Annotated in this window: 22 protein-coding genes and 1 riboswitch; of the genes, 13 read left to right on the top strand and 9 right to left on the bottom strand. The window is 47.3% G+C overall.

Annotated elements, in window-relative coordinates:
- Window positions 1-503: 503 nt before the first annotated feature.
- The 8 genes from AC4BAP_RS13070 to AC4BAP_RS13035 all read left to right on the top strand — a co-directional run bounded on the left by AC4BAP_RS13070 (window position 504) and on the right by AC4BAP_RS13035 (window position 8,535).
- The gene (locus AC4BAP_RS13070) at window positions 504-2,507 is read left to right on the top strand and encodes a BatA domain-containing protein (protein ID WP_490583102.1); all 2,004 of its coding nucleotides are present in this window, start codon (window positions 504-506) and stop codon (window positions 2,505-2,507) included.
- 1 nt (window position 2,508) lies between these two features.
- Window positions 2,509-3,771 carry a dihydroorotase gene (locus AC4BAP_RS13065; protein ID WP_490583101.1) on the top strand — a complete coding sequence of 421 codons (1,263 nt, stop codon included), beginning with the start codon at window positions 2,509-2,511 and terminating at the stop codon, window positions 3,769-3,771.
- A 61-nt stretch (window positions 3,772-3,832) separates the two neighbouring features.
- On the top strand, window positions 3,833-4,342 hold the full coding sequence (locus AC4BAP_RS13060; protein WP_490583100.1) for a DUF4199 domain-containing protein: 510 nt from the start codon (window positions 3,833-3,835) through the stop codon (window positions 4,340-4,342).
- Window positions 4,343-4,368: 26 nt separating this feature from the next.
- Window positions 4,369-4,893 (top strand): DUF4199 domain-containing protein, encoded by a 525-nt coding sequence (locus tag AC4BAP_RS13055; RefSeq protein WP_490583099.1) that lies wholly within the window; start codon window positions 4,369-4,371, stop codon window positions 4,891-4,893.
- 3 nt (window positions 4,894-4,896) lie between these two features.
- Window positions 4,897-5,871: a glycosyltransferase family 2 protein gene (locus AC4BAP_RS13050; protein WP_490583098.1), complete on the top strand. Its 975-nt coding sequence runs from the start codon at window positions 4,897-4,899 to the stop codon at window positions 5,869-5,871.
- Window positions 5,871-7,013 (top strand): glycosyltransferase, encoded by a 1,143-nt coding sequence (locus AC4BAP_RS13045; RefSeq protein WP_490583097.1) that lies wholly within the window; start codon window positions 5,871-5,873, stop codon window positions 7,011-7,013. The genes AC4BAP_RS13050 and AC4BAP_RS13045 overlap by 1 nt, the downstream gene beginning before the upstream one ends.
- Before the next feature lie 77 nt (window positions 7,014-7,090).
- Window positions 7,091-7,609 carry a GNAT family N-acetyltransferase gene (locus AC4BAP_RS13040; RefSeq protein WP_490583096.1) on the top strand — a complete coding sequence of 173 codons (519 nt, stop codon included), beginning with the start codon at window positions 7,091-7,093 and terminating at the stop codon, window positions 7,607-7,609.
- Window positions 7,610-7,740: 131 nt separating this feature from the next.
- Window positions 7,741-8,535: an SDR family NAD(P)-dependent oxidoreductase gene (locus AC4BAP_RS13035; protein WP_490583095.1), complete on the top strand. Its 795-nt coding sequence runs from the start codon at window positions 7,741-7,743 to the stop codon at window positions 8,533-8,535.
- On the opposite strand, the gene AC4BAP_RS13030 is transcribed toward AC4BAP_RS13035, so the two are convergent.
- Together AC4BAP_RS13030 and purB are read right to left on the bottom strand one after the other, a co-directional pair.
- A complete protein-coding gene (locus tag AC4BAP_RS13030; RefSeq protein ID WP_490583094.1) occupies window positions 8,532-8,993 on the bottom strand; it encodes a DoxX family membrane protein in 462 nt (153 codons plus the stop codon). The two genes, AC4BAP_RS13035 and AC4BAP_RS13030, sit on opposite strands and share 4 nt — an antisense overlap.
- Window positions 8,994-9,187: 194 nt before the next feature.
- A complete protein-coding gene (gene purB / locus AC4BAP_RS13025) occupies window positions 9,188-10,543 on the bottom strand; it encodes an adenylosuccinate lyase (RefSeq protein ID WP_490583093.1) in 1,356 nt (451 codons plus the stop codon).
- A gap of 366 nt (window positions 10,544-10,909) precedes the next feature.
- On the opposite strand from purB, the gene AC4BAP_RS13020 reads away from it, so the two are divergent.
- Together AC4BAP_RS13020 and AC4BAP_RS13015 are read left to right on the top strand one after the other, a co-directional pair.
- Window positions 10,910-12,880, top strand: a complete 1,971-nt coding sequence (locus AC4BAP_RS13020) for a biosynthetic peptidoglycan transglycosylase (RefSeq protein WP_490583092.1) — start codon at window positions 10,910-10,912, stop codon at window positions 12,878-12,880.
- 124 nt (window positions 12,881-13,004) lie between these two features.
- Window positions 13,005-14,021: a bile acid:sodium symporter family protein gene (locus AC4BAP_RS13015; protein ID WP_490583110.1), complete on the top strand. Its 1,017-nt coding sequence runs from the start codon at window positions 13,005-13,007 to the stop codon at window positions 14,019-14,021.
- 451 nt (window positions 14,022-14,472) lie between these two features.
- On the opposite strand, the gene AC4BAP_RS13010 is transcribed toward AC4BAP_RS13015, so the two are convergent.
- From AC4BAP_RS13010 to AC4BAP_RS12995, 4 genes are all read right to left on the bottom strand, one after another.
- On the bottom strand, window positions 14,473-15,732 hold the full coding sequence (locus AC4BAP_RS13010) for a homoserine dehydrogenase (protein WP_490583091.1): 1,260 nt from the start codon (window positions 15,730-15,732) through the stop codon (window positions 14,473-14,475).
- A 19-nt stretch (window positions 15,733-15,751) separates the two neighbouring features.
- Complete coding sequence (locus AC4BAP_RS13005; RefSeq protein ID WP_490583090.1) at window positions 15,752-16,927, bottom strand: trans-sulfuration enzyme family protein; 1,176 nt, start codon at window positions 16,925-16,927, stop codon at window positions 15,752-15,754.
- 138 nt (window positions 16,928-17,065) lie between these two features.
- Window positions 17,066-17,172: riboswitch (SAM riboswitch) on the bottom strand.
- Window positions 17,173-17,278: 106 nt separating this feature from the next.
- The gene (locus AC4BAP_RS13000) at window positions 17,279-18,448 is read right to left on the bottom strand and encodes a trans-sulfuration enzyme family protein (RefSeq protein ID WP_490583089.1); all 1,170 of its coding nucleotides are present in this window, start codon (window positions 18,446-18,448) and stop codon (window positions 17,279-17,281) included.
- 58 nt (window positions 18,449-18,506) lie between these two features.
- Window positions 18,507-18,932: an OsmC family protein gene (locus tag AC4BAP_RS12995; RefSeq protein WP_490583088.1), complete on the bottom strand. Its 426-nt coding sequence runs from the start codon at window positions 18,930-18,932 to the stop codon at window positions 18,507-18,509.
- A 53-nt stretch (window positions 18,933-18,985) separates the two neighbouring features.
- On the opposite strand from AC4BAP_RS12995, the gene metX reads away from it, so the two are divergent.
- The 3 genes from metX to AC4BAP_RS12980 all read left to right on the top strand — a co-directional run bounded on the left by metX (window position 18,986) and on the right by AC4BAP_RS12980 (window position 23,781).
- Complete coding sequence (gene metX / locus AC4BAP_RS12990; RefSeq protein ID WP_490583087.1) at window positions 18,986-20,017, top strand: homoserine O-acetyltransferase MetX; 1,032 nt, start codon at window positions 18,986-18,988, stop codon at window positions 20,015-20,017.
- Window positions 20,018-20,236: 219 nt separating this feature from the next.
- Entirely contained in the window at window positions 20,237-20,977 is a 741-nt protein-coding gene (locus AC4BAP_RS12985) for a GLPGLI family protein (protein ID WP_490583086.1), read from the top strand.
- Between the two features lie 20 nt (window positions 20,978-20,997).
- Window positions 20,998-23,781 carry an outer membrane beta-barrel protein gene (locus AC4BAP_RS12980; RefSeq protein WP_490583085.1) on the top strand — a complete coding sequence of 928 codons (2,784 nt, stop codon included), beginning with the start codon at window positions 20,998-21,000 and terminating at the stop codon, window positions 23,779-23,781.
- A gap of 60 nt (window positions 23,782-23,841) precedes the next feature.
- On the opposite strand, the gene AC4BAP_RS12975 is transcribed toward AC4BAP_RS12980, so the two are convergent.
- From AC4BAP_RS12975 to AC4BAP_RS12965, 3 genes are all read right to left on the bottom strand, one after another.
- Window positions 23,842-24,696 (bottom strand): hypothetical protein, encoded by an 855-nt coding sequence (locus AC4BAP_RS12975; protein ID WP_490583084.1) that lies wholly within the window; start codon window positions 24,694-24,696, stop codon window positions 23,842-23,844.
- 273 nt (window positions 24,697-24,969) lie between these two features.
- On the bottom strand, window positions 24,970-25,299 hold the full coding sequence (locus tag AC4BAP_RS12970) for a DUF3817 domain-containing protein (protein WP_490583083.1): 330 nt from the start codon (window positions 25,297-25,299) through the stop codon (window positions 24,970-24,972).
- A gap of 124 nt (window positions 25,300-25,423) precedes the next feature.
- A complete protein-coding gene (locus AC4BAP_RS12965; protein ID WP_490583082.1) occupies window positions 25,424-26,527 on the bottom strand; it encodes a 3-deoxy-7-phosphoheptulonate synthase in 1,104 nt (367 codons plus the stop codon).
- Window positions 26,528-26,664: the final 137 nt, after the last annotated feature.

Raw genomic sequence — 26,664 nt, 5'->3', positions numbered from 1 at the left:
GGCGTATAGTTCCTCCAATGCCCGGGTCCGTTCCCTTTTGGCAGCCGTGCCGCCGTGCCAGGGCGCTCAGCCTGTTCTGCCCCTGGCCTGCTGACCCCATTCTCCTGGACATGTTGAGGTTCCTGTTGTCGGGTTAAAGTTGTCTTGACTACCCAGTTGGTTTTATGAATTTACAAAGCTTATCCGAACATCTCTTTCCGGGTTTATAGTTGCTGCTACATCCTTGTCCGCGTCGCAGAATTCAGGGATAAGGATGGCCCTAAGAGTTTTGCTTTAAGACAAAGAAGTCCGAAAGAGCTTTTTGTTTAAACCGGCAGCAATGGACCGACCACTTCCCAAGCCTTGCCTGCTAACGTAATTCGTTTGCGATCTTTGTCACCCTTGCAGGTTTACACTTACTGAAATACCATTTTATTACCTTTTGCGTTAACTATAGTTATACTTAACAAGTATAGATGCAGGCTTGATATTGCTTTTAGCGGCATTCCTCTTTAAATTTAACTATGGCGTTTGTATATCCCTCTTTCTTGTTTGCCCTGGCAGCTATTGCAGTTCCCGTAATACTGCACCTCATTCAGCTTCGCAGGGCTAAACGTATTGTCTTTAGTAATATCAAGTTCATTCAGGTTTCTAAGGATATTACTTCCAGCCAAAGGACACTTAAAGAGCTGCTTATACTTTTAGCGCGAATTCTGTTTATTATTTTTCTAGTGTTTGCTTTTGCGCAGCCGTTTATACCTGCCTCTGATCAGGGAGTAAGCTCTGATACCTCTGATGTAGCTTTGCTAGTGGACAATTCCTTCAGTACTCAGAACATTCAGGCTGAACACGATTACGCTGTACTTACAGGTGCTGTGGAAAGAGGTAAATCAATTGTCAATCTTTTTCCGTCATCTACTGCTTTTGCTGTTATGGCCGGCAATAAATATGGTCAGACAAAGGCTTTGAGTGCTTCGGATGTTAAAGTACACCTGGATGAGCTGGATTTTACTGCTACTGCTTTCCCATCGTTTTCCAGTGCCTATTACAAACCTTCCCATGTTTTTGTGCTCTCTGATTTTCAGAAACGGACTTTTAATTCTGCTTTTCTGCAGCGCCTTGATTCTACAGCTCAGGTTCATATAGTGCCTATTGCTGGTGCCTCTAATACTAATATCGCCATAGATTCTGTATACCTCGAGGATGAATTTATCCGGGGCAATTCAGATAATGTGCTTCATGTAAAGATCAGGAATACAGGTAAGTCTGTAATGGAAGATGTGCCTGTTAAATTGTTTTTAAATGATGCTCAGGTGGCTGCATTAAGTTTAGATGTGCCGCCGCAACAAACCGCCGAAGCTGTTTTAAATTTCCGTTTGCAAGGTAACACCGCACAGCAAGCATATGTACAGGTAGACGATTTCCCGGTTGATTTTGACAATACCTATTACTTCACACTGACACCATCCTCAAGTATAGCGGTAACAGAAATCGATGAAGATAAAGCAAGTCCTTTGCGCCGTCTGTTCAGTAATGAGCCTATTTTCAAATTCAATTCGTTTTCGGCCTCAAACCCTGATTATGCTGCAATAGCGGCAAGCGATGTGGTAGTGCTGAATAACATTAATAACTTATCTACTGCTTTAGCATCTACTTTAACAAATTATGTCAGGTCAGGGGGCACAGTAATACTTAGTCCTGGAACAAAGCTAAATACAGGCAGTTATTCCAACCTGTTTCAGGAGCTTAATATTTCAGCCTCCATGCTGTCTGCCCCAGACCAGGTTACCAAAACTGCGCTTGCAGCACCGGACCCCAACCAGCCTTTTTTTAAAAGTATATTTTCTGGTTATGATGCCCGAATGACCATGCCGGTCTCGAGCAGGTTGCTGGTTTGGTCAAAGTCTTCGGAGGATATACTAGAGTTTAAAGGTGGTGCCCCATATTTGTCGCGTTTTGACAGAGGGAATGGTAAAATTTTTCTGATAGCTGCCCCGCTGGATGAAGCATACAACAGTCTTGTAAATCATGCCTTGTTTGTGCCGGTAATGTATAAGCTGGCCATAGCCGGTTATAAACAAGAACAGGCACTGGCCTACACCATGGGAGGCACTACAATCCGTATTCCATTAAAAGCTATACCTGAGAAGGAAGGTGTTTTTGAATTGCAGCAGGATAGTCTTTCTTTTATACCTGAACAGCAAGTAAGAGGGGGTAATCTATACTTTAACATCCCTGAAGAGCTGAACAAGGCTGGATTTTATACTTTAAAACTTCAGGATAAAGAGCTTGCTACACTTGCCTTCAACTACAGCAAAAGCGAGTCCGAGCTTGACCAGTATTCACCGGACGAGTTAAAAGCTTTGCTGGGAAATAAGAAAAATGTGCATGTTTACGACTATGGTGATGCGTTTTCTGTGAAGGGAGAGTTCGAAAAAAGATATTTTGGCGTGAAGCTTTGGAAATATTGCCTAATATTGTGTCTGTTTTTCCTGATGGCCGAAATAGCACTTATTAGATTCCTCTAACATGAAAGTACTTCTCCGAGCAGCAACAATTTATAATTCACAGTCTCCTTTTCATTTACAGCAAAAGCATATTCTTGTAGAGAACGGCACTATAGCCTACATAGGTGCTGATGAGCCGGAAGCCGATAAAGTAGTGGAAGCAGAGGGCTTATGTGTGTCTGGTGGATGGATGGACCTGCATGCTTACGTTGGCGAGCCGGGGCATGAGTACAAAGAGGATATTCAAAGTATAGCAGCAGCTGCAAGCAAAGGCGGATTTACAGAAGTACTCTGCCTGCCCAACACCAACCCTGTGCTGCAAACAAAAGGGGCAGTCAACTACCTGAAAAGCCATTCTGCTTACCTGCCTGTAACACTACATCCGGTGGCTGCCGCGACTGTCGATACCGGAGGAAAGGACTTGACAGAGATGATCGACCTGTACCAGGCGGGAGCAGTAGCCTTCTCTGACGGAACTAAGCCTTTGCAGGGAGCAGATGTTATACTTAAGGCACTGCAGTATGTACAGTTGTTTGATGGTTTACTGATGAACAAACCGGAGAACACACGCCTTTCGGAGCATGGGCAGATGCACGAGGGAATAACAAGCACTCAACTGGGCATGAAGGGTATCCCCGCTTTGGCCGAAGAAGTAGCCATTACCCGCGATCTGCAGTTGCTGGCTTATACAGGTGGTAAGATGCATTTCTCATTGGTTTCTACGGCAGCTTCAGTGGAGGCCATTCGTAAAGCCAAAGCGCAGGGTCTGCAGATTACTTGTGATGTTGCCAGCTACCAGGTTAGCTTTATTGATGAAAACATCATGCCTTTCGATACAAACTATAAAGTAGCACCTCCTTTCAGGAGCCAGGCTGACGCGGATGCTATAAAGCAGGGCCTCCTGGACGGCACGATCGATGCGCTGGTTTCCGCACACATGCCACAAGATACTGAATCTAAAAAACTGGAGTTTGACCTGGCCGATTTTGGCATCATAAACCTGGAAACAGCTTTTGCTGTGGCTAACATTGCCTTTTCTGGAGCATTGTCTACTGAACTGCTGATTGATAAGTTTGTAACCGGGCCCCGTGCTATACTTGGCCGCCCCGTTCCGGTTATTAAAGAAGGCGAAACGGCTAACTTAACACTCTTCCAGCCGGATCAGACCTGGGTGCCAACAGAGGCAGAGACGCTGTCTAAAAGCAGAAATTCACCGTTCTATGGCAAAGAGCTGAAAGGACGTGTGCTGGGTATCATCCATAAAGGGCAGGTGGTACTGCATTAATCTTTTTTAATATTTTTATACTTATATTTAGCTTCTGTTAAGCCGGAGCTTTAAGACAAACATGTTCAATCAAACTATAATCAGAGTTGGGGTGCGCTATGGCGTTTTGTGCGGGTTGTTATGCTTTGCGCTGGTAGTGGCCTTATACTTTGTGGGTTTCAACCCTTTCGGGGATATGGGCCGCGTGACGTATTTGCCAATTCCGGTTTTTATATTCCTGGCCATCCGGTACTACAAGCTTTTTCAGGAAGGCGAGATCGGCTTTGGCCGTGGGTTTAGGGTAGGTCTGTCGGTTTCGTTTTACACGGCGCTAAGCACTGCCATGCTGGTTTTCCTGTTCGTGAGCTTTGCCGGGCCAGAGATCTTACAGAACCACATTGCCGAGATGAAGGCATTGCTTGAAGAAACCCGTGAAGAGCAAATAAAATTGCTCGGAGAAAGAATGTTTGAAGAAGGGTATAAAGCCCTTAATGCTATAACGCCAAGTATGCTGGCTGCCGATGATTTTTTGCGTAGGATTTTTGTGGGTGGGGTATTCTCATTAGTAGCCGCAGTGTTTTTCCGTAAATAACTGTTCCAAACCATAAAACTAATCTTATGACTGAAATTCAACCACAAGCATCTGTAAGTTCTGTTGCCATAAAGTATGGTTTACTTTCCGGATTGATAGGAGTTGTTTACTCTCTGATCATCATGGTGGCAGACCTTGGTGATAACCGCCTGCTAAGTAGCCTGGCCTATTTGATACTGATCGGAGGTATAGTATTAGCCATGAAACAATACAAGGCGCTTAACCTTGGCCACATGTCTTATGGGCAGGGATTGGGCATTGGCTCTCTTGTTTCAGTTATTTTTGGTCTCTTTACCGGCCTGTTCACCTGGATCTATACTTCGTTTGTAGATACAGAGTACATGGCACGAGTTATGGAGAAACAGCGTGAGCAAATGATCACGCAAGGTTACTCTGACGAACAGATTGATGCCGGTATGAAAGTGGCTGAAAACTTTCAGGGGCCGGTGATGATGATTTTAGGCACGGCCGTAATTACGTTAATAGTTGGATTTATCCTGTCGCTGATTATTTCTGCTATCATTAAGAACAGCAGACCGGAGTTTGAATAACACATGCAATACCCCTATGATATCTCGGTAATAGTTCCTCTTTTTAACGAGGAGGAATCATTACCTGAACTCGTGCGCTGGATCAAACGTGTGATGCACGCGCACGAGTTTTCTTATGAAGTTATTCTTGTTGATGATGGCAGCACGGACCACTCGTGGGATGTGATACATCAGCTGGGTGCCGACGACAATGCGGTAAAGGGCATTAGCTTTAACCGTAACTATGGCAAGTCTGCCGCCCTGAATGAGGGTTTTAAGCGTTGCTCCGGCGAGGTGGTGATCACGATGGATGCCGACCTGCAGGACAGCCCTGAGGAGATCCCGGCCCTGTACGACATGATCAAGAACCAGAAGTATGACCTGGTTAGCGGCTGGAAAAAGAAACGTTTCGACCCGCTTAGTAAAACAATCCCTACAAAATTATTTAATGCCGCTACCCGCAAACTGTCGGGTATACAGCTGCACGACTTTAACTGTGGCCTGAAGGCATACCGCCAACTGGTGGTTAAAAGTATAGAAGTGCACGGCGAAATGCACCGCTACATACCGGTTATTGCCAAATGGCATGGCTTTACCAAAATAACCGAAAAGCCAGTACAACATCAGGAACGAAAGTATGGCACCACCAAGTTTGGTCTGGAGCGTTTCGTGTATGGTTTCCTGGATCTGCTTTCCATTACTTTCGTTAGCCGCTTCAAAAAACGCCCGATGCACTTTTTTGGTACAATGGGCACTTTGATGTTTGTGGTAGGCTTGGGAATAACCGTATGGCTTATCATGGAGAAACTGCTTGGCGTGTACACCGGAGGGCGTGTGCGTGATATCGTGGACCAGCCGCTGTTCTTCCTGGCGTTGGTGGCGGTTATACTTGGTGTGCAGCTTTTCCTGGCTGGCTTCCTGGCCGAAATGATCTCATTGGCCTCTAACAAGCAAAACGAGTACCTGATACGGGACAAGGTAGGCGCCCTGAAACGATAATGAGCAGAAAGGTAGTGATCGTTGGTCCTGCGTATCCTTTGCGGGGCGGAGGTATGGCTACCTTTAACGAACGGTTGGCCTATGCTTTCCAGGAGGCTGGCGATGAGGTGGAGATCGTTACTTTTAGCCTGCAATACCCTTCTTTCCTGTTTCCGGGCAAAAGCCAGTACTCCGATGAGCCGGCACCCAAAGGCTTAAGTATAAAAGTACTCATCAACTCCATAAATCCTATTAGTTGGTGGCTTGCCGGCTGGTATATTGCCAGGCAGAGGCCCGAGTTGGTGGTATTCCGGTATTGGCTGCCGTTCATGGGGCCTGCCCTGGGTACCATTGCCCGCATCATCCGCAGAAACAAGTATAGCCGCATTCTGGCTATTACCGATAACGTGGTGCCACACGAGAAACGCCCCGGCGATGTGCCCTTTACCAAGTATTTCCTGAAGGCCTGCCATGGCTTTATAACCATGTCGCGATCGGTGCAGCAGGACCTGGAACAATTCGAGCCCCGAAAGCCAAGTTTATACTTGCCACACCCGCTTTACGACAATTTTGGTACTGCAGAGTCTAAAGCAGAGGCTTGCAAAGCGCTGGGCCTGGATCTGAATTATAACTACATTTTGTTCTTCGGGTTTATCAGGGCTTATAAAGGACTCGACATCTTGCTTAAAGCCATGGCAGATGATCGTGTTAAAGCCCTGGCTGGTTTAAAGCTGATCGTGGCCGGTGAATTTTACGAAGATGCCGCGCCCTACCAACAGCTAATACAGGAACTCAACCTGCAGGACCGGCTTGTGCTCCGGACCGATTTCATACCTAACTCGCAAGTACGCCACTATTTTTGCGCTGCAGACCTGGTGGTGCAGCCATACAAGCACGCCACCCAGAGCGGGGTTACACAGGTAGCCTATCATTTCGATAAACCGATGGTGGTTACCAGGGTGGGAGGGCTCTCGGAACTTGTGCCCGATGGGGAAGTAGGCTATGTGGTTAAGCCCGAACCTGATGCCATTGCCAGCGCCATACTTCAGTTTTATACTTCAGAGGATGCCCCGGGATTCACGCAGAACATAAACAGGTACAAAAAACGCTTTAGCTGGCAGCGATTTGTTGAGGCCACCTGGGAGCTGGCCGATAAAGTTTAACAACCGGAATTGACATTCTTAGACGGTATCCCTGCGGTTTAATTAAGCACCTGATAAACTCCAATAAGTATAAAACTGTGATTAAAAGTATAAAATACCCCGACCTGGATGAAGCTACCCGTAACGAGTTGCAGGGGCACATAGATAATGAATTCGGACATGTTCCCTTTGTGCAGGCACATACCTGGTCAAAGCCTGACTGGAGTTTTATAAAGTATGATGTTGCCAGTATAGCCACATTTTATAATGTAGTGCTGCGTGAGGTAACCATAGACGGATTACAGTATAAGGTGGCCGGCATTAACAATGTAATTACACCTAAAGCATTTCGGGGCAAGGGCTACGCATCAGAAATTCTTAGAACTACAGAAAGCTTCCTGTTTAACGAATTAGGCTGTGACTTTGGTTTACTGCTCTGCGCCGATGCATTGCTGCCGTTTTACAGTCGACTGGGATGGCATCAGGTACATCCAACGCTATATTACGATCAACCGTCAGGCAGAACACTGTACGATTCAAACGTTATGCTGCTGACACCACGCCAGCTTGAGCAGATCAACCCGAATGAGATAGACCTGAATGGTCTACCTTGGTAGTATAATTATACTTTGGGATGTTGAATTTGTCGTATGTCTGGGTAACGGTGCTATGTGTCTGGAACGGTGCAAAGTATAAATCGCTTTTAACTTACTTTGCCTCCGGATTTCCATTAGCTACAAAATAACCTATGAAAGAAGATCTTATACTTGTGTTTGGTGCCGGTGGAAACATTGGCAGTAAAATAGCACAAGCCTTAACAGGCGCTGGAGCAAACGTAGCCGTTGTGGGGCGTAGCCTATCGCGTTTGCAGCAGTTTGAAGGCAAGGCTACTATTTTAGAAGGAGACTTTGAAGATGACAGCTTTCTGCAGGCGGCATTTGCGAAGGCTTCGCGTGTTTTCCTTACCATTCCCAACGAGTCTTTGCTGAACCCTGTTGCTACGGCTGCCCGCCTGGGTAAGCTGTTGGCAGGCAGCCCCGTGAGGCACATTGTAAACATCAGCAACTGCATCCTAAAAAAAGCCGGTGCGCCCACGCGCTTAGTGGCCATGGAGCAGGAGTTGAACAAATTGCCCGGTATCCACATCAAACACCTGCGCTGCGCCAACTTTTTCGAGAACCTGAACTGGGGACTGCACACACCCTACCTGCCCGATCTAAAGTTGCCCTACATTTCATCGTATGAGGTGGCCCATGTGGCTGCAGGGCTTTTACTAAATCCTGCATTTGAAGGTAAGACCGTGGATGTATTGTTAGGGGCTCAGGATTACTCGATGGCAGAACTGGCGGCATTGGCAGGCGAGAAGTATAAGCAGTTGCCATACACCCCGGCAAACGAGTATTTCTACCGGCCGTTTAACGAAGCCGATTTTGAAGTGGAGCAACGCACAGATGCCAATACGTCCAGGTTTTCTGACGCAAAGTTTAGCTTAGCCTATTTCCTGGAGCATGAATTGGTAAGGCAGCCAGCCCAGGCAGTTTAATAATGCTTGTACACCGATTTCTTTTTTATACCGTTTAGCGTCCATTTATAAACAGGCATGCAGGCCAACAGCAGGCTGGCAGCCATTGTTACAAACACTTGCTGGTTAAAGACTTCTTTAATACCAAATGTGATGCTTAACGCCATTGCCAGCAGCAGGGAAAGTATAAAAACACCGACAGCGGCCCACCGAATCCTGAAACCAAACAGCAGCATAAGTGCAAGGATTACCTCCATCAGTGTGGAAGCAGTAGCTATTTTCTCTCCGAAACCTCTGGAGAAAAAAGGCACAACTGTGTGGGTGTAGCCTGCAAAATTAAACCAGTCACCCCACCTGACGCCTTTATCCCCGGTGTCGCCCCAAAATCCGAAGCGGTCTGCCACCGACGACAGCATGGTAAAGGCCAGGACCAGGCGTAAAAATAAAATGGTATAGGGCAGGTATTTATCTTCGTTCATTACTTTTTATCAAGTATAATTTGTTCTCCGAAATGCGCGGCACTTCAGGATTACAGGTATTGAACGGTAAAACCGGAAATAAATCCGTAAAGGGGTAAAATTTATCTCCCAGGCACCCAAACTTTTGAGCAGGGCATAAAATCAAAAGCCCCTGCAGCAAATACTGCAGGGGCTTTTTGATGTGTTAAGTATGGTTATCCGATCAGATCCACGCCAGTATAATTAAAAGGTGTTATTCCCTTCAATTCCTGCTTGATCTTATCATTCACATCCAGCGTTTCGATGAATTCGTGGATGGATTGCTCGGTCATTTTCTCGTTTTTGCGCGTAAGTGCTTTCAGGGCCTCGTATGGCTGTGGGTATCCTTCGCGGCGAAGCACTGTCTGAATCCCTTCTGCCACCACGGCCCAGTTCTCTTCCAGGTGCTGGTTCAGGGCGGCGTGGTTCAGCTCAAGTTTACCGATGCCGCGCTCCAAAGATTTTAACGCGATAAGGATATGCGCCAGCGGCACACCCACATTTCGCAGTACTGTAGAGTCCGTGAGGTCGCGCTGCAGGCGGGATATAGGTAGTTTAGCCGAAAGATGCTCCAGTATGGCGTTGGCGATACCTAGGTTACCTTCTGCGTTCTCAAAATCGATCGGGTTTACTTTGTGCGGCATGGCCGAAGAACCAACTTCGCCTGCTTTTATCTTTTGCTTAAAGTAGCCCATCGAAATGTACTGCCAGATGTCTCTCGCAAAATCAAGCAGGATGGTGTTCAGACGCTTTAATCCGTCGAAGTAGGCGGCCAGGTTATCGTAGTGCTCAATCTGAGTAGTATACTGGCTGCGCTTCAGGCCCAGCGACTCCTGCACAAATCGGTTACCAAAGTCAGGCCAGTTTATACTTGGGTAAGCGATGTGGTGCGCGTTAAAATTGCCCGTGGCACCGCCAAACTTTGCCGAGAACGGAACCTGACGTAGCAGGTCCATTTGCGCCTCCAGCCTTTCAGCGAATACCATAAACTCTTTGCCCAGTCGGGTAGGGGAGGCAGGCTGCCCGTGCGTGTGGGCCAGCATTGGCACTTCTTTCCAGTCCATGGCAAGCTCGCTCAGGCGTTGGTGCAATTGCTGGTAGGCCGGCTGCAGCACACGCTCATCGGCCTCACGCATCGACAGCGGAATAGCCGTGTTATTAATATCCTGCGAGGTCAGTCCAAAATGGATGAACTCTTTATATTCGGCAAGGTTTAGCGCATCAAACTTATTTTTGATGAAATACTCCACCGCCTTTACGTCGTGGTTTGTGATCTTCTCGGTATCCTTTATCTCAAGGGCATCCGCTTCAGTAAAGTTTTGGTAGATGGCACGCAGCGCAGGGTAGGTGGCTTTGTCTATGGCCTGTAATTGTGGCAAGGGCAGCTCGCAAAGTGCTATAAAGTACTCAACTTCTACAAGCACCCGGTACCGGATAAGGCCAAACTCTGAAAAATAACCAGCAAGTTCTGATGTGTTGCGGCGGTAGCGTCCGTCTACCGGTGAAATAGCAGTAAGTGTTGTCAGGTTCATGATAGCGAAGGTTATCAGGCAAAGATAATCTTCTTTGCCAAAGTAAGCCAGAAAAGCGCCGGAGTACTTTTGTCAAGATTTTGATTACGGAATAGGCGCAGCACACGTAAAAGCTAAATTAAGCGCCTGTGCTTTAGGTAGTTTGTGTGGGGCAGCTGCAAAGTATACTGTGCGCTGGCAGAAAGATTGCTAACTTGCCAGTGTTATTAATATCCAAAGCGCCAAACAAACGTATTACGCTTTTAAATAACAAGTACAATATATAGTTACGTATAGGTGTTTAATGTGTAATTATTATTGCAAACGCATTTTTTTAGATACAAATCTTATTAGTTAATTCGCACCTGAAAAGTTTTGGACCGTAGATTGAAAAAAAGAATACTCATTTGGGGTAGCAGTGTGCTGGCCTTCCTGCTGGTATTGGTAGTGCTGCTGTTTATTTTCCGAAGCAGAGTGCTCCAATATACCATAGAGCGGGTAATCGCTAAAGTAGAGAACAAGTATCCCGCAGACTTTAACATCGGGAATGCCGAGTTTGTTGACTGGAACTCTGTAGTCTTAAACGACATCTCCTTTGTACCGCATGACCTGGACACGCTTTTTACCACAGACAGCGTGTATGCAACCATAAGTTTCCGCTCCATATTTAAAGGCCGCATCGTGTTTAAGCGCCTCGAGGTAAGAGATGGCTACCTGACTGCCCGGAAAAACGGCGACGTGACCAACTTTGCCTTCCTGTTTAAAAAGGACGAACCCGAAGAGCCGGTTGATACCACCAAGGGCCGCAACTATGGACACATACTTAACCGCGTGATAGAGACGGTTTTTGATAACGTGCCAGACCAAGTCGATTTCACCAACCTGAACGCCTCTTATAAATCTCCGAACCGCTTTATTGATGTTAAAATGCCTTACCTCCGTATCGAGGATGGCTATGTAGAGTCGCAGGTTTCTATTCTGGCGGATTCGATACAGAACAACATGCGGGTGCGCGGCACCATCGATGCCGGAGATTACAACATTTCGGCCAGCCTTTATTCTGTAAATTCAGGCGGAATCCGGATGCCTTATGTAAAGGAAAAGTATGACGGAACAGTGGCGTTTGATACTTTGCACCTGAGCCTTACAGATAAACGCTACCGTAACGAGAAACTGACCATTGAAGGCCGGGCCATGGTGAATAACCTGCTGGTTAACCACCCTAAGCTGAACGACGAGGACATTCTGGTGAAAGAAAGCGCCATAGACTATGTGCTGACGCTTGGCGAGAACCTGTTTGTAGTGGACAGCGCCACGCAAGTAAGGGTAAACACCGCCGAGGCGAACGTTTATGCCGCCTACCAAAGCAAGCCCTCCAAAGTATACGACCTGAAGGTAAAGACCGACTGGGTAAAGGCAAACGACTTTTTCAGCTCCTTGCCGGCCGGCCTTTTCGAGAACCTCGACGGCATAAAGGCGCAGGGCGAACTGAAGTATAACATGAAGTTCCACGTGAACATGGACAGCCTGAAGCAAGTCGTGTTCAACTCAGACCTGGATGCCTCCAAAGACTTTAAGATACTGCAGTGGGGTAACACCAACATCGAGAAGATCAAAGGCTCATTTGTACATACCGTGTACGAATATGGCAAGCCGGTCCGGACATTTACGGTAGGGCCTTCCAATCCGTTCTATGTGCCTATCAGTCAGGTGTCGCCGTACCTGCGCAACGCCATACTTACAGCCGAGGATGCCGGTTTTTACAGCCACAAGGGATTTCATGAAGAAGCGTTCCGGCAGGCTATTATCAAGAACTTGGAAGAGGGTGAGTTTGCCCGTGGCGGCAGTACCATTTCAATGCAGCTGGTTAAGAACGTGTTCCTGTCGCGCAAGAAAACAGTGGGCCGTAAGGTGGAAGAGGCCATTATCGTCTGGTTGATAGAAAACCTTAACCTGGTGTCTAAGAGCCGCATGTTTGAGGTATACCTGAATATAATAGAATGGGGCCCTGACGTGTATGGTGCAAAAGACGCGGCCCGTTTTTACTTCGGAAAAGAACCGGCCGACCTTAACCTGAACGAGGCCATCTTCCTGACCAGCATTATCCCGAGCCCGAAACGTTACCGGTCGTCTTTTGACAGTTACGGAAACCTGCGCAGCCACAAAGGGTATTACTACAGGCTTATCGGCGGTATTATGCGCCGCCGGGGCATGATCAGTCAGGAGGAGTATGAAAACCTCTACCCGAACGTGAAGCTCTACGGCCGTGCCCGCGACCTGATCGTGACCGCCCCGGATGCCGTGGAGGAAGACACCACTGAATACGAACTGGAAACAATTGACCTGCTTGATTTCTAAAGTATAATCAAAATACTGATGCGGCCCCGGAATCATACTTCGGGGCCGTTGCTTTTTGCATCTCGTTACATATACATCCTCTGTGAACCAACCGCCGCCATCTGAACCAAAGGGCATTGCACTCATCCCGCGCGCTGTAAAGGCATCCCGCCTTGGCCTGGACTGGTTTATACTTGCTCTGGTAAGTATGATCGGGCTGGCGTACCTGTGGCCGGAACTGGGCACAGACCGTGAGCCAATCTCGCTGGGTGACATCGCAGGGTATGGTGTATCGTTGATTTTCTTTTTCTACGGTTTGCGCCTTAGTCCCGAAAAGCTTAAAGCTGGCCTGAGCAGCTGGCGACTGCATGTGGCGGTACAGCTTAGCACATTTATACTTTTCCCGTTGCTGGTGCTGCCTTTCCATACTTATTTTGAGGGGAGTAAAGCGGAACTGCTCTGGCTGGGTACCTTTTACCTGGCAGCGCTTCCCTCTACTGTGTCCTCGTCGGTGGTGATGGTGTCTATTGCGGGGGGTAACATACCGGCAGCTATTTTCAATGCCAGCATCTCCAGCCTGATCGGAATATTTATCACACCACTCTGGATGGGGTTGTTTTTGGAAGCTAGCAGCGAAGGATTTGATATCTGGAGCATTATGGGCAAGCTGGTGCTGCAGGTCCTTTTGCCGGTTATACTTGGTATTGTGCTGCATCGCTACTGGGGCAACTTTGCAGAGAATAATAAAAGCAAGATGCGCTTGTTTGACCAGGTCATCATCCTGCTCATCGTTTATACTTCCTTCTGCGAGTCGTTTGCCCGCGACATGTTCAGTGGTTACAGTTTCAGCAGCCTGTTTATACTTGGGGCAGTAATGGCAGGGCTGTTTTTCCTGGTTTACGGTTTAATACGCCTGCTTAGCAAACTGCTTGGCTTTAACCGCGAAGACAGGATAACGGCCATTTTCTGTGGGTCCAAAAAATCGCTGGTGCACGGCACGGTTATGTCGAAAGTGCTCTTCCCGGACGCAAACATGGTAGGCATTATACTTCTCCCCATCATGATCTACCATGCCCTGCAACTGCTGGCGGCCAGCATTATATCGCAGCAAATGGCAAAAGCAGAAGGGGGGAAGTCAGGGGCAGAAGAAAGTGTGATGTAATAGCTTAGGGCGGTTCCAACCTTTTCCTTAAATGCTGTCATCACGACGTAAGGAGAGATCTTTATAGAATTCTTTTGAGATTTCTACCGTAGCTCGAAATGTCAGCTTAAGTGTTACCCCTCGAGAGCTGGGCTCTTTCATTCTGCATTTGCTGGCGCGGGTTTGTAACCCGTGTCTTATTATGCGTCGGATTTGTAATTAGGAGTGTTCGGAAGTTGACCTAATTTAGAATGAGTACTCTTTTAAGATGATCAATGTGAGTCTAAAAGATAAACAACTATCTACATTAAGTTACTTAGGCTCTTCTTCCGACCACTCGTAATTTGTAATCCGACTGGGCCAGAGGCCCAACTATAGTTCGACACGAGCGAGGACGCTCGCGCCATACGTATAGAGTTCCTGTTCTCACTGCCCTTAAGGGAACAATTGGTAGAGGCAACTGACATCCAACCTATACAGTCTGCTCCTCCAGCGTCTCTACTTCTAACACACCTGAGTTTACCTTGCCTACCTCTACTTCATTTTGCGACTCAATACTCCGCAATACCACCGATACAGCAGGCTCTTTGATAAGCTGTTTTAAATTACTTAACGGAATAGTGCCTATAACATAGCTGCCATCCCTTCTGGTACAGGTTTCTTCGATGCTTTCAAACAGGCCAAGGTATAACGATAGATCTTTACTGGCGGTAAGCAGCACATTTAGCAGAATGTCTTCGCCTGGTACCACGGTTTGTAACTGGTGCAGCTTTTTATATTCGTAGCGATAATCGTAAGTAAGCGCCGACAAGTCTGACAATACCGCTGAGGCAGTTGGGTAAGCGCCAGCCCCTTTGCCAACAAAAAACTGGGTTTCTGCGAAGCTGGTGTGGGTAATAACACCGTTGAACACATCATCCACAGTATAAAGCCTCGAGTCCGGGCTTATAAATTTCGGGATCACAAAGAAGCAGATGGAGTTGTCGGAGTTTTTGATGGCCTGCGCTACCAGTTTAATTTTATAGCCTTTTTCGCGGGCATACTGTAGCTCTACATTCCCGATTCTGTCAATGCCCAGCGTAAAAATGTCGTCAGGGGTTAGGACCAGGCCAAAGGCGTGGGCAATTAGCAGCAGTAGTTTATACTTGGCATCAGAGCCGCCTGTATCAAGACTTGGGTCGCTTTCGGCAAAACCTCGTGCCTGCGCCTCTGCCAGTGCAAGATTATAATCCAGGTTCTCGGAGAAGATTTTAGAGAGGATGTAATTGCAGGAGCCGTTCACAATGCCTTCTACAGAGGTAAGCAGGTCGGTGTCGTAGTACTCTTCCAGGTTACGGATGATCGGGATACTGGCACAGCAGGCAGCCTCGTAAAGCAGGGGCGCATTATAAGCGCGCTGCAACTCCAGCAATTCCTCAAAATGCTCTGCAATCATTTTCTTGTTGGCAGATACCACAGCTTTCCCTTTTCGTAGCGCCTCTGCAACAATTTCAAAAGCAGCATTTGCATCATCTATCAGCTCAACCACTACGTTTATCTCCGGGTCATTCAGAATATCATACTTGTTCAGGGTGAAATTTTCTGTTGAGATAGGGCGGGCTTTGTTTGCCTGCTTTACACATATTTTTTTTATGGTAGTTTTCAAACCGGGTGTTTTGTGCAGTACCTCGTACAGTCCATACCCAACGCAGCCGAAGCCAAACAGACCGATATTCAATTCTTTTCTCTTCATCTTTTTATACTTTCTTAAACTATGCGGATACTTTTTCTGTGTGTGCTTTCTCGAGCACTTTGTTAATGGCCGTTTGCAAATCTTCTATCAGGTCTTCAGCGTCTTCCAGCCCAACCGATAACCGGATCAGGCTATCGGTTACGCCGGCCTGGTAGCGTTTGTCTACGGGGATGGTTTTATGTGTCATGGTGGCTGGGTGGCACAGCAGGCTCTTCACTCCGCCCAGGCTCTCAGCCAGTTTAAAGTACCTGGTGCTGCACACGATCTCTTTTGCCAGCTCTGCAGAGTCTATGTTCAAGTCGAAGGAGATTACTCCGCCAAAGTATTGCTGTTGTTTGCGGGCAATGTTGTGGTGCGGGTGATTGGGCAGGCCGGGGTAGTATACATTTTTAACACCATCCACAGTGGTTAAGAACTCGGCCACCTGCTGCGCATTCTGGCTGTGCTGCTTGTAACGCAGCTGCAGTGTTTCGATGCCGCGTATGGTAAGCCAGCTATCGAAGGGGCTAAGCACACCGCCGGTAGCATTCTGGTAGAACTTTATTTTCTCGCCAAGCTCAGGTGTGCCAGTTACTACCAGTCCGGCAATTACATCGCAATGGCCGGCTATGTACTTGGTGCCGCTGTGCACTACAATGTCTGCGCCCAGTTCTAATGGCTTTTGCCCGATAGGGGATGCAAAGGTGTTGTCTACGCACAAAAGGCAGTTGTTAGCTTTGGCAATTTTTGCGATCTCGGCTATATCAGCAATTTTAAGGGTAGGGTTGGTAGGAGACTCTATCCAGAAAAGTTTGGTTCGTGGCGTTACAGCGTTCACTACTTTTTCGATAGAGGTGGCATCTACGTAGTTCACGTTAATTCCAAACTTCTTGAACACCTGCTCGAACTGCCTGAAAGCCCCGCCATAAATGTCATCTACGGCCAGTATCTCGTCGCCATACTCCAGCAGTTTTACAACGGCATCAATAGCGGCAAGGCCGCTGGCAAAAGCATAGCCGTTGCTGCCGTTCTCAAGTTTGGCTATCAAATCTTCAAGCACTTTGCGGGTTGGGTTGTTGGAGCGGGTATAGTCAAACCCTTTGTTTACGCCGGGTGCTTCCTGTACAAAAGTGGAGGTCTGGTAAATGGGTACGGCAATGGCGCCTGTCTGCGGGTCTACGGGAATGCTGTGGAGGATGCTGGTCGCTTCTTTCATCTCTGTCTGGATATTAATGGTTACTAAAAAATTAATAAAACCACTTATCCAGAGTTCCTACCGGAAGCGCATAAAAAAAGCTCTTCCGATAAGACAGAAGAGCCAAAGTATAGGTACTTAACCTTAGTTGCTCACTCTTGCTTATCTCCCCCTGCATTGCTGCAGAGCAGGAATTGGCACCATTATCAAATTGATTGGTTGCCAAGGTATCATCGGGCCTGTCCCTCCACCTTTCTGGATAAGAAATTATTGATACAAATCTACGGCATGAAAATTTAAAAGGACAAGATTTTTTTCTTATTTTTTATTTTCCTGCCTTTTTAATCTTTAAAGCGGGTTTTATAGCTGATGTCACACTCTGTCCAGCGCCTGCAGAATGTCGCCAAGTATATCCTCCACCTTCTCTAGTCCAACCGAAATCCGGATCAGGCCCGGGGTAATGTTGACGGCCAGTCTTTCTTCTTCGGTTAATTTTGCGTGGGTGGTGCTTGCCGGGTGCGAGGCTATACTTCTGGTATCTCCCAGGTTGGCGGTGAGTGAAAGCATCTGCAGGTTGTTCAGAAAACTTCGGCCGCTTTCCAGTCCGCCTTTCAGCTCAAAGCACACAATGCCACCTCCGTTTTTCATCTGCTTCCTGGCAATTTCGTATTGCGGGTGGCTGGGCAAGTATGGATACTTTAGCCAGGTAATGGCCGGGTGGTTCTCCAGCGTTTCCGCTACTTTTAAGGCAGTTGACGAATGCCGTTCCATGCGTACATCCAGTGTTTCCAGGCTTTTGCTCAGCACCCAGGCATTAAACGGCGACATGGCGGGGCCTGTGCTTCTGCAAAACAGGTAGATCTCCTTTATCAGTTCTTTTTTACCAACTACTACACCACCCATCACTCTTCCCTGCCCATCTATCCATTTAGTGGCCGAGTGTACGGAAAGATGCGCGCCAAGCTCCAGTGGCTTTTGGTTTACAGGCGTGGCAAAGCAGTTATCCACGTTAAGTATAAGGTTGTGCTTCTGCGCCAGTTCCGATACAAATTGTAAATCAATAATATCCAGTCCCGGGTTGGTTGGTGTTTCCAGGTAAAGCATTTTGGTGTTTGGCCGGATGGCTGCTTCCCATGATTCCGGTTTATCGGCGCTTACATACGTAAACGTGATGCCGTATCGGGGCAGGTACTTGGTTACAACGGTGTGGGTGCTGCCGAAAATGGAGTTACAAACCAATAAATGATCACCGCTTTTTAGCAAAGCCATAAAACTGGCAAACACTGCACTCATACCTGATGCCGTTGCAAAACCCGCCTCAGCACCCTCCAGGGCGCACATCTTATCTACAAACTCCTGCACATTAGGGTTGCTGAAGCGGCTGTAGATGTTGTCATCTGTCTCGTCGGCAAAGGCTGCCCGCATACTTTCCGCATCCTCAAACGTGAAGCTGCTGGTCAGGAACATCGGCGTTGCGTGCTCCATCTGGCTCGTGCGCTCTGTTTGTATGCGGATCGCCTGTGTTATCGGGTCTAGTGCCATGGTATACTTTGTTAAAGAGGATTATGAGCGTACCGGGATAATGCCAGTAGGTTGAAGTTTATACTACCGAAACGTTTGCCTCCCAGGTAATGGTGCACCCGGCACGACGAAGCGTTTCTGCTACAGAGCAATATTTGTCTACGGATAACTGGCAGGCTTTATTTGCTTTGTCCGGATCAATTTTGCCTGACAGGTTAAACGTAACATGTACTTTTTTCCACAACGAAAAATCTCCTGTCTTTTCGCGTTCGCCTTCAATTTTCATACTATACCCCTGCAGGTCCTGGCGTTGCTTTTTTAAGATCGAGATCACATCTATACCACTGCAAGCGCCCATGGCTATCAGAAGAGACTGCATAGGGCGTACACCAAAGTTGTTGCCACCGGAATAGAGGCTGTTGTCTAATCTGGCAATGTTTCCCTGGGCATCTGTTGCCTCAAACCCATACTCGCCGCTTACTCTTTTTAATTCTATTGCTTCCATTCTAATATATATGTTATGGATGTAAAGAAAACATGTACTTACTTTGCATACAAATGAAAAGCACAAATACCAGCTATTTTAACTACAAACAACCTTTCCGGCTGGAGAATGGAGAAGTACTGCCCGAGCTTACCATTGCCTATCATACTTATGGCAACCTGAATGCAACAAAGGATAACGTAGTCTGGATCTGCCATGCGCTTACGGCCAATGCCGATGCAGCAGACTGGTGGAACGGTTTGGTAGGTGAGGGGCTGGCCCTTGACCCTGAGAAATATATTATTGTTTGTGCTAATATCCTGGGCTCGTGCTACGGTACAACAGGCCCTTTAAGTATAAACCCAATCACGAAAGAGCCATACTATAGCCAGTTTCCGGCTGTTACTATACGCGATATGGTTAATGCACATATACTTCTGCGTAAGCACCTGGACCTTCCGAAAATACACCTGATGGTAGGTGGAAGTATGGGTGGTTACCAGGCTTTGGAATGGTCCGTGATGGAGGGCGAAAATATAGATAATCTTTTCCTGCTGGCTACTTCTGCAGCAGAAAGTGCCTGGGGAGTTGCTATTCATACTTCGCAGCGCCTGGCCATAGAAGCGGACAGTTCCTGGTTAGACAGATCGGTGGAGGCCGGGGGCGCTGGCCTGAAAGCAGCGCGCGCCATCGGGATGCTTACTTACCGCAACTATGAGATTATGGTAGAGCGCCAGTCGGACCCTGATACGGAAAAGACGGATAACTACAAAGCGGAGTCTTACATCCGCTACCAGGGCGATAAACTTGTGAACCGGTTTAATGCCTATACTTATTGGTTACTTACCAAAGCCATGGACAGCCACAACCTGAGCAGAGGGCGTGGCGGTGACCTGGAGCAGGTACTCCATGCTATTCAGCAGCGCACACTCATCATCGGAATCAGCAGCGACATACTTTGCCCTGTTCAGGAGCAGGTTTTTATCAGTCAGCATATCCCAAATGCCAGGTATGTAGAGATTGGGTCTGCCTACGGCCACGACGGATTTTTGATAGAATCTGAAAGGATAGCTGCGCACCTTGTGCCGTGGTTAGAGATGAAATAGCCTGGATTGCATTCTTCCAAATACCAGGTACAAATACGATTCTGTCTTTGCGCACTTAGCGTTTTCTTCGCGTTCGTGGCGGTTATACTTTACCACAAAGGGCGCAAAGAACGCAAACCATCCCTCCCCCAAACTTTAACTTTTCTTTAACATCTCATTAACAGTTATTAACTACAAGTAGTGGGTAAGTGTGCTACATTTACAGAAAAAATAAACCCGATGAAGAGCACATTTATACTTGTTGGAACACTGATACTTACGCTTGTATCACAGTTCGCTTCTGCGCAGGCGCAGGGGGCTATTACTTACGAAACCAAAATGAACATGCACCGCAACATCCCGGCCGATAGGGCACAGATGAAGGACATGATACCGGAGTTCAGAACAACACGCCAGATACTTACTTACAATGCCACAGAATCGCTTTACAAGCCCTTGATCGACGAGCAGGACGACATGGCTGCATCCGGAAACGGCGGAGGGCAGATGGTCATGATCAGGATTCCCCAGAACCAAACCTACATCAACACGGCCCAGAGCAAGAGAGTGGTGCTGCGCGAGTTCATGGGTAAAAACTACATCACCCAGGACTCCCTAAGTATACTGCCGTGGAAATTCGGTAGCGAAACCAAAACGATACAAGGCTACGCGTGCAAGCAAGCAACTTATACAGATGAGAAATCTGGTAAGACCACCGTGGCATGGTTTACAGACAAGCTTCGCCCCAACCTGGGCCCGGATAACTTTACTTCGTTGCCTGGCGCCGTGCTGGAGATAGATTTTGACAATGGCCTGCGCGTTACAAAAGCCACCAAAGTTGACTTTAAGCCACTTAAGAAGAACGACCTGGTGGAGCCAACCAAAGGAGAAAAAATGACCGATAAGCAGTACCAGGAGATGGTGGCCGAGCAAATGAAACAGCGCGGCGCGAACGGAGGCACCTTCATGATCAGAAACTAAGATATTAAGAAAATAAAGCTATGAAAAAGCTACTACTGCTATTTTTTATAATAGCCGGGCATACTGCGCTTGCTCAGAAATACACGGTAAAGGGCCGCGTGCTGGATAACACAAGTGCAGCCTTGCCATCGGCTACGGTGCTGGTATTGCAGGCCAAAGACTCTTCGCTGGTAAACTTCGGTGCTACCGATAACCAGGGGGCTTTTGAAGTGAAGGGCGTAAACAAAGGCAACTACCTGTTTAAAGTGTCTTTTCTGGGCTTCGACCCGCACTACCAGAAATTAGCTTTTCCGGAGGCTGCGGCAGTAGTAGAACTAGGTACCATTAAGCTTCAACCGCAAAGCAATGAGCTGAAGGAAGTGGTTGTGAAAGGTGAAAAGAGTCCGGTGGTTATAAAGAAGGATACCATTGAGTTTAACGCCGGCTCTTTTAAAACGCAGCCAAATGCGGCTGTAGAAGAACTCCTTAAAAAGCTGCCGGGTGTGGAAGTGGATGCCCAGGGAAATTTATCGGTGCAAGGCGAAAAAGTAAACCGCGTTACCGTGGATGGCAAAGAGTTCTTTGGCCGTGATCCTAAAATGGCAACCAAAAACCTGCCTGCCGATGCCATTGATAAAGTACAGGTATTCGATAAGAAATCGGATCAGGTTACTTTCTCGGGTATAGACGATGGGCAGCGCGAGAAAACCATAAACCTGCAACTGAAAGAGGAAAAACGCAACAGCGCCTTTGGTAATGTGATGGCCGGTGTGGGTACCGATGAGCGTTATCAGGCCAGGGCAAGTATAAACCGCTTTAAAAAAGGGCAGCAGCTTTCATTTCTGGGCATGGCCAACAACGTAAACAGCCAGGGTTTTGGCTTTGATGAGTACATGAACTTTAACGGAGGCATGAACCGCATGGGAGGCGGCGGCATGGTTGTCATAAACAACGGATCGGGCAATAACGGAGTGCCCCTGAACACCGGTGGCCGCATGAACGGACTAATGAACACCCAGGCAGGCGGACTGAACTTCAACAACCATCTCAACAAAAAAACAGAGGCAAACGGGAGTTACTTCTTCAACAGCCTGAACCAGGACATTAGCAAAACAGCCGAGCGCGACAACCTTTTAAACGCAGGAAACCCACGAACCACCGAGCGCACTGTACAGGATGGAAATAACCTGAACCACCGCGGTAACTTTACACTGGACTATAAAATTGACTCGCTGAACTCTATAAAGGCAACAGGCAGCCTGAGCTATAACGAGATTACGCAAAACCTGAAAAGCCTGATAAACAACTTCGGGTCTAACGGCTCGGTACTCAATGCCAGCGACACGCGCTCAAACTCTGAGGGCAGCATCATTAACCTGAACTCAAGTATACTTTTCAGGCACCGCTATGCCAAGCCAGGCAGGTTCTTAACGGTTAACGCGGACATGTCTGCCAGCCAAAACGATACCGATGGGGCCTACAGCAGCGACATAACGTTCTCCAATGGGCAGGACAGGCAGATCAGGCAACGCAATGAGCAGGCCAGCGACACACGTAACCTTACGCTTGGCGTTTCGCACACAGAGCCGCTAGGTAACCGCCAGTACCTTGAAACCAATTACAGCTACAGGGCCAATCTGAGCGAGTCTAACCGTGAGGTGTATGATATTGAGGGAAGCGCAAACACGCTGAACGCCACCCTGAGTAACATGTACGAGAGTTTATACTTGTACCATAAGCTGGGTGTAAACTATAAACTAAACCGCCAGAACTACAGCTTTACCCTAGGCACCAGCCTGCAGCAAAGCGACCTGAACGGTGAAGTATGGCTGCGCAACATGGAAGGAAAGCAGGAGATTGACCGGGACTTCTACAACCTGTTGCCCACTGCCAGGTTAAACTACGATTTTGGCAGCAACCGTCGCCTTAACTTTAACTATGAAACATTGGTGCAGGAGCCGAGTTTACGCCAGTTGCAGCCAGTTCCGGATATCAGTAACCCATTGAACCTGTACATCGGCAACGCAGATCTGATCCCATCTTATATGCACCAGCTAAGGCTGCATTACAACAGTTTTGATGCAGGCACCATGCGTAGTTTCTTTGGTATGCTAAGCGTAATGCACACCAACAATGCCATTGTGTCTTCGCAAAGTATAGATGGTAATTCTGTGCGCACAACGCGCCCTGTAAACGTGGATTACAATACCATGATCTCTGCCTTCGCAAACTATACTTACCCTATTAAGAAGCTGAACAGCAGGCTGCATTTCGGTGCCAACCTGCGCGACCAGCATACCATAAGTGTGCTTAACGATGTGGAGAATGACGTAAACGTTCGAAGCGCAACAGGAAACATCCGGTTTGCTTACCAAAAAGAGAACCTGAACTTTAGCCTGAAAGCAGATATAACGGCTCAGCGCACAAAGTATGAGGACCTGACCCAGAACGACCAGTTCTTCCTGAACAAGACCTATACAGCCGATGCGAACTATCGTTTCCTGAAACAGTTTAACCTGAATGCCACCTTCGATTACCTGGTTTACGACAACAACGCCACTAACTTTAACCAGACCATTCCGTTGTTGGATGTGTCAATTTCGAGGCAGTTCCTGAAAAATAATGTGGGGGAGTTAAAGCTGTCAGCTAACAACTTGCTAGACAGGAACACAGGTATCAACCAAACCGCAAACGCCTTATACATTGAGCGCGAAACACTGAACTCTCTGGGGCAGTACTTCATGCTCAGCTTCACCTACAGCATCAACAAACACCTGAACCCAATGGGTAACTCGCCGGGTGGGGCTATACGGATATTTAGGTAGTCAACAAACAAAAAAAAGGACAGCTTATATGGCTGTCCTTTTTGTTTGTTGATTTTTTAATTAGTTCAAAGTATAAACGAGTTCGTTTCCATAGCCGGCAACTACTTCAACACCGTTCGCATCTTTTCCCTTCACAGACCATTCACCAGTAATCGTATGGGCTCCTGCACCTTTTAATTCTTTTTGGAACCTAACTATAAAAATACCATTATATCCTTTTGAGATGTCACCCAAGTTCCAACTGATTACATAGTTAGACTGACCATTTTCTTTTACGATTGCATCATTAGTATTACTCACCAACGTTGAATGGGATGCTAAGCCTCCTTGTAATTTAGCGCCTTTGATATCTGCGCAAGCTTCAACTGTATAAGCAACTTCAAACTCATACATGTTATTGCCAAGTGGGGTAGTATTCATGATTTTTGCGCCTAAAGTCAGACCTATACAGGTAGTTGGTGCCGCAATAACCTGTATATCCTTAGTAATTTGAACTTGCGAAAAGCCAGAGCCTCCGGAAGGGATATAATGTGCCCTAAATCCAAATGAACCTATGGTATTAGGTAAATAATTATATGCTATTGATGAGGCAGAAGGTAATGATACTTCGTGTACCTTTTGCCAGGTAATTGCTGAGGATGCTGTCGTATGCTGCCCCGTTCCATCAAGAGCTTTTTCAATATAAACCTTGCCTCCAGTTGGCGTTGTATTGAATGCAACAGAAATGACAACTGTCTGATTAACGATAACTGGGTTTGGATTAAGGTTTAGCGTCATGCCGGTTGTAATCGGCTTAGCATCTGCCAAATCAGATGACTGCATTGCCGGATTCACCTCATCAATATCCTTAGAGCATGATGAGAAGATACATAGGCCCAGAATAAGGGAGATTGGTAAAAATCTTTTAATTTTCATATACAGTTAGGTTAAGGGTTTAACATAGTGGTAGGTAAAACCATACATGCCTTTTTTGTAAGTATGATTTGCCCTCCGATTTTGTTAGCTGTTAAAGATTAAATTATTTAAAAAGTATAATTCTGAGTGCCTTAACGCATGTATATGTAAATAGTTGTGTTTTAATATAAAAATATATAACTATTTTTATTGTTTAAACAGTGTTATGGAAATGAAAAACCCGCTGATGTTCTATCACGCCAGCGGGTTTAAGTCCTGTTTTGATCTAATAAGTTATGCAGCCTGCTTCTCCAGTTCTTTCTGTTCAGCAGGTGTTTCCTCGTTCTTTAAGAGCTTTCTATCTAGTATAAACGGGCCAAATGGCAGGAGGGAGGCTACAAAACCGGCAGCCACTTTACCCACAGACCACTTGTGTGCAAGCGCCACCTGAAGCAGGGCATACATATAAAGTATAAATAAGACGCCATGCGCCCAGCCAACATACTTTACCAGGGCAGGGTAACCTAAAATGTATTTTACCGGCATGGCTATGCCCAGCAGCAGCAAAAACGAGAGGCCTTCGTAAAAGCCGACCAACCGGAAGCGTGAGATAGGGGTTTTCATTGATAAGTATAAATAAAATTTTCGGATACTTTTTGCTTAACACCGCAAAGGTAGAAAATGTGCCTGGCTTTTAAGATAAGGCGAAAAATAAAGCGGCACCCCTTAGAAAGGTGCCGCTTTTAGATCAGGCAACAGACCTGCCCAGGCTATCCTGACGCAACTCTGCTTGCTGCTGCAGCGCAGTGATGACAGTTTGTGCCAGTTTATCGTCCAGGTTTGGTAACTGGGTTTGCTGCAGCACCTCCTGCAGCTGTTTTTGCCATTTGCCGGTTTGCTGTACCGGTGATCCGCTTAATCCGCCCTGGCTGTTCAACTCCTTGGTAACTGCCGTGCGGCGCAGCAAAAGCTCCATCAGTTCGTTGTCCAGCGAGCCAATCTGCTTGCTGAGCTCCTCCAGTTTGTCCACCATTTCAGTGGTCTCGGTCAGCTTTACTTTGGTAACAACAGCGTTAACCAGTAACTCCAGTTCCTGTGGCATTAATTGCTGCTGCTGGCTGCTAAGGGCCTCGGCAGGGTTTGCATGGGCCTCAAACAGCATACCGTCTGCGCCTAACTCCACGGCTCGCTGGCTTACCGGGTACAGCAGGCTGCGCTTGCCGGCTATGTGGCTGGCATCGCAAAGTATAGGCAGCTCCGGTAACAGGCTTTTAAGCTCCAGCATGTGCTCCCACTTCGGGTGGTTACGGTACGGGTGCTGTTCATCAGTAGCAAACCCGCGGTGTATAACACCCAGATCAGTAATGCCTGCCTGGTGCAGGCGCTCCAGGGCACCCAGCCATAAACGCAGATCTGCATAAACAGGGTTGTTTACCAGTACCGGCACTTTTTTGCCTTTCAGGGCCTCGGCTATTTCCTGCATCGCAAAGGGGTTAACGGTGGCACGGCCACTGATGCAAAGTATATCTACACCATGTTGCAGTGCCTCCAGTGCCTGTTGCGCATTTACCACGTCGCAGGCTGTTTTTAAGCCTGTTTCCTGTTTTACTTTTGCCAACCACTCTAGTCCTGCAGTACCAACACCCTCAAAGCTGTTTGGGCGCGTGCGCGATTTCCAGATACCGGCTTTAAAGACCGAAATGCCATTGACCTTTTTCAGCTGCATGGCTGTGGTTAGCATTTGTTCTTCAGATTCGGCGCTGCATGGCCCAGCAATTAACACAAGCTGCCCGTTCGCCTGGCGAAAGCTGCTTTCGGGTGTTACTTTGATGGTGGTTGTACTTGCTCTCATGGCATTTTAATTTTTGCTCTTTTGTTTAGAGACTTTGTAAAACAAAAAGGGGCCCCGCTTCTGCAGGGCCCCTTTGGTATGGATATGTACGTTTATTTATCTACACACAATATGCTACCACAGGAGCCCCACCGGAG

Source organism: Pontibacter sp. GD7 (genome assembly GCF_058216375.1).
Note: the sequence above shows the minus strand (reverse complement) of the source record. Positions and strands in the feature narration are given on the sequence as shown.